This is a genomic window from Micromonospora sp. MP36, assembly GCF_008119785.1.
GTDB lineage: Bacteria > Actinomycetota > Actinomycetes > Mycobacteriales > Micromonosporaceae > Micromonospora.
This window is the reverse complement of record NZ_VSFA01000081.1, coordinates 25652-32374: the sequence shown is the minus strand read 5'-3', so window position 1 is coordinate 32374 and position 6723 is coordinate 25652. Positions and strand designations below refer to the sequence as shown.

5 protein-coding genes and 2 pseudogenes are annotated in these 6723 nt (G+C 72.5%); 1 reads left to right on the top strand and 6 read right to left on the bottom strand.

Annotated features, from left to right (window positions below; genetic code table 11):
• A pseudogene (locus FXF52_RS31630) lies at positions 1-487 on the top strand (transcription termination factor Rho); the annotation flags it as partial.
• A 123-nt stretch (positions 488-610) separates the two neighbouring features.
• On the opposite strand, the gene FXF52_RS31625 reads toward FXF52_RS31630, so the two are convergent.
• The 6 genes and pseudogenes from FXF52_RS31625 to FXF52_RS31600 all read right to left on the bottom strand — a co-directional run.
• Positions 611-1099 (bottom strand): hypothetical protein, encoded by a 489-nt coding sequence (locus FXF52_RS31625; protein ID WP_148802364.1) that lies wholly within the window; start codon positions 1097-1099, stop codon positions 611-613.
• Positions 1100-1201: 102 nt separating this feature from the next.
• Positions 1202-2599 (bottom strand): N-acetylmuramoyl-L-alanine amidase, encoded by a 1398-nt coding sequence (locus FXF52_RS43445; RefSeq protein WP_187413835.1) that lies wholly within the window; start codon positions 2597-2599, stop codon positions 1202-1204.
• 188 nt (positions 2600-2787) lie between these two features.
• Positions 2788-3924: a P1 family peptidase gene (locus FXF52_RS31615; protein ID WP_222870776.1), complete on the bottom strand. Its 1137-nt coding sequence runs from the start codon at positions 3922-3924 to the stop codon at positions 2788-2790.
• Between the two features lie 184 nt (positions 3925-4108).
• A complete protein-coding gene (locus FXF52_RS31610) occupies positions 4109-5362 on the bottom strand; it encodes an RNA polymerase sigma factor (RefSeq protein ID WP_148802362.1) in 1254 nt (417 codons plus the stop codon).
• Positions 5363-5384: 22 nt separating this feature from the next.
• The gene (locus tag FXF52_RS31605; protein WP_255472537.1) at positions 5385-5726 is read right to left on the bottom strand and encodes a YciI family protein; all 342 of its coding nucleotides are present in this window, start codon (positions 5724-5726) and stop codon (positions 5385-5387) included.
• Positions 5727-5887: 161 nt separating this feature from the next.
• Positions 5888-6661, bottom strand: a pseudogene (locus FXF52_RS31600) (ThuA domain-containing protein); the annotation flags it as partial.
• Between the last annotated feature and the right edge of the window lie 62 nt (positions 6662-6723).

The following is a 6723-nucleotide window of genomic DNA, read 5'->3' as shown; positions in this document are numbered from 1 at the left end:
ACTGACTCGGCTCGGCCGCGCCTACAACCTCTCCGTCCGCTCGGCCGGCCGTACGCTCTCGGGTGGAGTCGACGCCGCCGCGCTCAACCCGCCCAAGCGGCTGCTCGCCGCTGCCCGCAAGGCCGAGGAAGGCGGCTCACTGACCATCCTCGCGTCCGCGCTGGTGGAGACCGGCTCCGCCGCCGACACGCTCATCTACGAGGAATTCAAGAGCACCGGCAACGCCGAGTTGCGCTTGGATCGGGCGCTCGCCGACCGGCGCACCTATCCGGCCGTCGACGTCCGCGCCTCTGGTACGCGACGCGACGAGCTGTTGTTGAGCGACGGCGAGCGGCACGTTCTGCGTGGCCTGCGATCCGCGCTGTCCCAGCTGGATCGCCAGCCGGCCCTCGACCAACTGCTTCACCAGCTGGCCGCCACTCGTGGCAACCTGGACTTCCTCGCCCGGCTGGGCGCCGCCGTCCGCGGCGAGGATCGACTGCCCTGACCACACCGGGAAACGACCGACCGGCTGTCCCCAGCTGCCTGGCGGGCGGAACCCAGCTGTGCCGGGGCAACCCACCGGACACACGCGCGGCCGGGTCCGACGAGGCCACCCGATCGGGACCGACTAGATCGTCTCGTCGAGGTGGTCGCTCCAGACGGCGGCCGCCTCCTCATGGGAGTCGACGCCGGCGAAGAACGCCTGAGCCAACGCGGCGTAGTCCGGCTGCTGCACGCCGGTGACCTCGACGAACTTCGGCCGGTGCACGGCGAAGCCAGTCGAGCTCTGTCGCGGGCGGTACGGGACAGCGACCTTGAACGACGCGCTGCCCGCGTAGTCGACGGCCTCGACGATCAGTGCGTCGGTCCGCCCCGCGTCGAGGTGCACGTACCCGTCGACCACCAGAACCGCGCGTGCTGACTCGTGTTCGTTGTTCTGCAGCGCGCCCTGGCCACGCCGAGCGGACTCCCCGAGGTCATCGGTGACGAAACGGTCCATGCCCCGGCTCCCGTCGGCCTGCTCGTAGCCGAGCAGCGGCGTCAAGGTGTCGCCGTCGGACACACACCAGATCCCGTGGGCAGCAAAGAACCCGGCCAACTCAGCGGTCGCCTGCATGGCGGACAGCATGCCAGCAATGCGTATCCGATGCTGTCCCGTGGTGGCGCGTGGCCGCCGCCTCGGCATTTCGCTGCCGAGGCGACGGACGCGCAGACGGGTCTAGCAGCGTGGCACGTTCGGGATGAAGCCGTTGTACCCGGTCAGCACGTACGCGTCGGAGACGTAGCGGTTGGTGCCGATCCGGTTCCAAATGTTGCTGGTGCCGTAGGTGCCGGTCACGGTGGTGCCGGTGGTCTGGCAGTAGATGCTGACAGTCGCGCCGTTGGCGACGGAGCCGACGACGGCGTAGCTGGTCCCGGGCCCGGAGCGGACGTTGAGGGTCCCGCTACCACCGGTGTTGACCGTGCCGCTGCCGATGCCGGTCACGCCGTTTACCAGCTGCATGTAGTAGGTCCAGTTCCAGTTCGGGCCGGGATCGGTGTGCGTCGCACCCGGCACCTCGATGTGGCCGATGATGTGCGAGCGGTCCTTCGGGATGCCGTACTTGTTGGCGAGGTTGCGGGTCAGCGCGGCGGACGCGCGGTACATGGCGTCGGTGAACCAGCTGGCGTCGTCGACGTAGCCTTCGTGCTCGATCCCGATGGACTGGGTGTTGTAGGTCCAGTTGCCGGCGTGCCAGGCGATGTCCTTCTCCCGGACTGACTGGGTGACCGCCCCGTCAGAGGAGCGGAACGTGTAGTGCGCGCTCACCTTGGCCGACGGGTTCTGGAACCAGCTGATCGACCCGGCGTAGGAGCCCTGGGTGACGTGGATGACCACGTAGTTGATCCGGTAGTCGGAGGGGCGGTTGGCCACCGTGTAGTTGCCGGAGTAGGCGGGGGCCCAGGCGGCGGGGCCGTAGTCGGTGCTCATGGTGCCGACGCCACCCGTGCCCAGGGCCGCCACCCGGGCCAGTTCGCCCCGCTGCGGCACGACCCGCCGCCCGGTGACGGTCACCGTGCCGCCGCGGGTGGCGGTGAATCCGGCGGAGAGCAGGTCGTAGACGGTGTCCGCGTAGAGTCGGGCGACGGCCGGGTCCGTCGCGCCGCCGTACCGGACGACCGAGCCGTACCACCGGCCGACGTCCTTGCGGTCGGCGGCGGTCAGGCCGGCCCGGTCGGCGTACGACCGCAGCACGGCGGCGGCTCCGGTGACGTTGGCGGCCGTGTCGGTGCGCAGTACCGTCCGGTCGAGTCCGGTCAGCGTGGCCGCTTCGTCGAGCGTGTGCAGCGTGGGGTTGCTGGTGAGGTGCATCAGGCCGTAGCCACCCGACGCGCTCGGTGCGCCGCCGTGCCCGTCCAGCCGGGTCTCGGCGTAGCCGAGCGCGACGAGCAGGTCACGGGGCACGTCGTACCGCGCGGCGGCGGTGGCGAAGGCGGCGCTGAGTGGGCTGGCCACGTCCGGTGCGGCGAGGGCGGGCCCAGCGGTCAGGGCGGGCTGGGCGGACAGGCCGAGGGTCAGGACCAGCAGGCCGCCGACCAGGCGAGTTGGTCGGCGCAGTGGGAACCGAAGGCGCACGGTAGCTCCTTTCCGGATGACCGGATGTTTCCGATCAGGGAAGCCGGGTGGGCGCACCGTACACTGTGATATCTATCGATGTAAAGTTCCTACGGTGAGGACGGCCGCCACGGCGGAAACCTGCGCCGGGACGGCTGGCCTGGGTGGCATCGGCGCGCACGGCAGCGGGGCTCAGCCCGCTGCCCTGTCTAGGAACGCCGCCCGGCGCGCAGCAGCTCCGCCACCCGCGCGTTCGGAAGCCCGGGTACGTGGTGGCCGTCGCGGCCGGTCATGTCGGTGGCCGCGACGAGGGCGTTGACGACGGCTTCCTCGACGGCCTGCACGCACGCCTCGTAGAACGGATCCAGGTGGCCCCACGGGACGAAGGCGAGCTGTTCCAGCCGTTCCGTGGACGCGTCGGGGTAGCGGCTGACGAGCGCGCCAGGGTTCGCGGTGGAGAAGGCCAGGAACAGGTCGCCGGAGAAGTGCGACCCGCTGGTGCCGGTGCGGGCCAGGCCCAGCGGCACGCGCCGCGCCAGCGCCGCGCACTGACCGGGCAGCAGCGGCGCGTCGGTGGCGACGACGACGATCACCGACCCGGCCCCCGGCGGCTGGACGCCGCCCGGCATCGGCACCTCGTCGGCGAGCAGCCGCCCGACGGGTACGCCGGCCAGCGTCAGCTCGCGACGTGCCCCGAAGTTCGCCTGCACCAGCACGCCGAGGGTGTACGTGGCGCCGGCGAAGCCGACGACCCGCGAGGCGGTGCCGGTGCCGCCCTTGAAGTCGTAGCACGTCATTCCCGTGCCGCCGCCGACCGATCCTTCCCGCACCGGGCCGCTGGTGGCGGCGTCGAGTGCCGCCACGACGGTCGCGGGCCGGACGTGGTCGCCGTTGATGTCGTTGAGCCGGCCGTCGAAGGTCTCGGCGACCACGGGCAGCAGCCAGGCGTCGGTGCCGGGCCCCTCGCGCAGCATCCAGTCGATGACGCCCCGGTGACCGGCGCCCACCGCGTGCGTGTTGGTCAGGACGATGGGCGTGGACAGGATCCCGCTCTCGACGATCCACGCGGTGCCGGTCATCTCCCCATTGCCGTTGAGGACGTGCACGCCGGCGGCACAGCCGTCCCCGACGCCGGAACGCCCGCGCGGCAGGATCGCGGTCACCCCCGTACGTACGGGTCCGTGCCCGACCCGCAGCGGCCCGTCGCCGGCGATGAGCGTCCGCATCCCCACCTCGACGCCGGGCACGTCGGTGATGGCGCCGAACGGTCCACTCGTCCCGTGCCGGGGGAAGCCGATCGCTTCGGCTCGCTCCCCCGCCGCCCTCTGCCCGCCCTGCTGCTCCACCCGGTCAGCCCCTCCACTGAGAGTCACGCGGCCCGCCGGCAGCCGCCGAACGGTGACGCCGCCGAGTGTAGGGGCGCTGCTCAGCGCGCCGCTCACTGTCTGGTCGCCAGCGGCCAGGTCCACGGGCGCGACGCTGGGGCGGTCGGCCGCTGGCGCCACGACCGGGACGCGGACGCCGCGATGTTCAGCCGGATTGTTCGACCGCGTCGAGCTTGCGCCGCAGGAGAGCGCGTTCGGGCTCGGTGCCGGCCAGCGCGAGCGCCTCCGCGTACGCCGCCGCAGCCTCGGTGTTGCGCCCCAGCCGGTGCAGCAGCTCCGCGCGCGCGGCCGGATAGGGATGGTGGCCGCGCAGCTGGGGCTCACCGGACAGCGCGTCGAGCAGCGCCAGGCCGGCCTGCGGCCCGTCCCGCATGGCCACCGCGACGGCCTGGTTCAGCGCGACGACCGGTGACGGCGTCAACGCGTGCAGCACCTCGTACAGCGCCACGATCTGCGGCCAGTCCGTGCTGGCGAAGTCGACCGCCTCGTCGTGCAGGGCGGCGATCGCGGCCTGCACCCCGTACGGCCCGGGCGGCCCGCCGGTCAGCGCGACCTCGACCAGGCCGCGGCCCTCCTCGATCATCGTCCGGTCCCACCGGCCGCGGTCCTGCTCCTGCAGCAGCACCAGCGCGCCGTCCGGGCAGCTGCGCGCCTCCCGTCGGGCATGGACCAGCAGCATCAGCCCGAGCAGGCCCGCGATCTCCCGCTCGTTGGGCAGCAGGCGGCGCAGGATCGATGCCAGCCGGATGGCTTCCTCGGCCAGGTCCAGCCGTTGCAGGCTGGGTCCGGAACTCGCCGCGTATCCCTCCGTGAAGATCGAATAGATGGCTTGGAGCACCACCGGCAGCCGCTCGGGCAGCTCGTCCACGGCCGGCACCCGGAACGGGATCCGCGCCTCGCGGATCTTCTTCTTCGCCCGCGTGATCCGCTTCGCCATCGTCTCGAGCGGCACGAGGAAGGCCCGCGCCACCTCCGGCGTGCTCAGCCCGGCCAGGCAGCGCAGGGTCAACGCCACCCGGTCCTCGGCGGGCAGCGCCGGGTGGGCGCAGGTGAAGAACAGCTGCAGCCGCTCGTCCGGCAGCTCGCCGTCGGCGTCGGCGGGTGCGGCGGGGCCGGCCCGCTCCGCCTCCACCTGCAGCAGCGCCAGCCGTGCGGCGTACGCGCGGTCGCGGCGCAGCCGATCGACGGCCTTGCGCCGCGCCGTGGTCATCAACCAGGCCCCCGGCTTCGGCGGAACGCCGTCGACCGGCCAGTGCGCCAGCGCCGCCTCGACCGCCTCGGCGGCCGCCTCCTCGGCGAGGTCGAGGTCGCCGAAGCGGCGGACGAGCGCCGCCAGCAGGCGGCCGTGTTCCTCGCGGAACACGGCCTCCACCGACGCCGACGGCGACTCGTCCGTCATCCCCGGGCCAGTGGCCGCCACCTCAGCCCCCGAAGTCGGCCACCGGCCGCACCACGACGGATCCGCCCCCACGGGCGCCCGGGCAGCGGGCGGCCCAGTCCAGAGCGACGTCCAGGTCCGGCACGTCGATCACGTAGAAGCCGCCGAGCACCTCGCGGCTCTCGGCGAACGGCCCGTCGGTCACGATCTGCCGGCCGTCCGGCCCGACCCGCACCGCCGTGGCGGTGACCAGGTCCGCCAGCGACTCCCCGGAGACGAAGATCCCCGCGTCCCGCATCTGCTTGTCGTAGGCCATCCAGTCCTGGACCTCACACCCGGCGGCCTGCCCGTCCTCGTCGGCCGCGCCGGCGTTGATCAGCAGCATGTACTTCACGTCGAACTCCTCGATATCCCGTTGTCCGGGTACGGCGGGCCGCCGTACGCCATGACCACGGATGGGGCATGGCCGGATGGACACGCTCGACAGGAATTTTCTCGCGGTGGCGCTGCGCCGACCACGGGACGGACGGCGGGAACCGCTGCTCAGCCGGTCTCGGGGCGGCAGTCGGCCTTCGTCCGGCCGGCCGCGTAGCGGATGCCGCCGAGCAGGTGGGCCCGGAACGCCTCCTCACTGTAGGAGGTTTGGGTGTGCCCGCCGCCGGTGTAGAAGGCCCGGCCGCCGGCGTACGTCTTGCACCAGGCGTGCGGGTGGTCCGCGCCCATCGAGCCGCCGGAGTACGACGACTCGTCGAGGGCGGCCAGCACATGGGCGGTGGAGCGAGCGTTGGTGCGGTAGTCGTACCACTCGTCGGTGCGGGTCCAGGTCGGGCCGAGGTGGGCGGTCGCGGCGTGCGCCCGGTCTTCCACCTTGAGGGTGGCCTGCTGGATCGCCGGGTGGGAGGCGAACCAGGCGCCGACCAGGTTGCCGTAGAACGGCCAGTCGTACTCGGTGTCGGCGGCGGAGTGCACCCCGACGAAGCCGCCGCCGGCGCCGATGTACGCCTCGAAAGCGGTCTGCTGGGTGGGGTCGAGCACGTCGCCGGTGGTGTTGAGGAAGACCACCGTCTCGTACCTGGGGAGGTTGGCGGCGGTGAACTGCGTGGCGTTCTCGGTGGCGGTGACGGTGAAGTTGTTGGCCGCGCCGAGGTCGCGGATGGCCTGGATGCCGGCCGGGATGGAGTCGTGCCGGAAGCCGGCGGTCTTGGAGAAGACCAGCACGTCGTAGGGGGCCTCGGCGGCCGCCGGTGTGACCGGGGTGGTGCAGGCGAGGGTGGCGAGGACAGCGGCGGCCGCGCCGAGGACGGGTCGGAGGCGCCTCATCTCAGGGTCCCCTTCTGGTTGGCAACGGCGTGGCAGGTCCACCGGTGGGCCGGGGCGCTGTC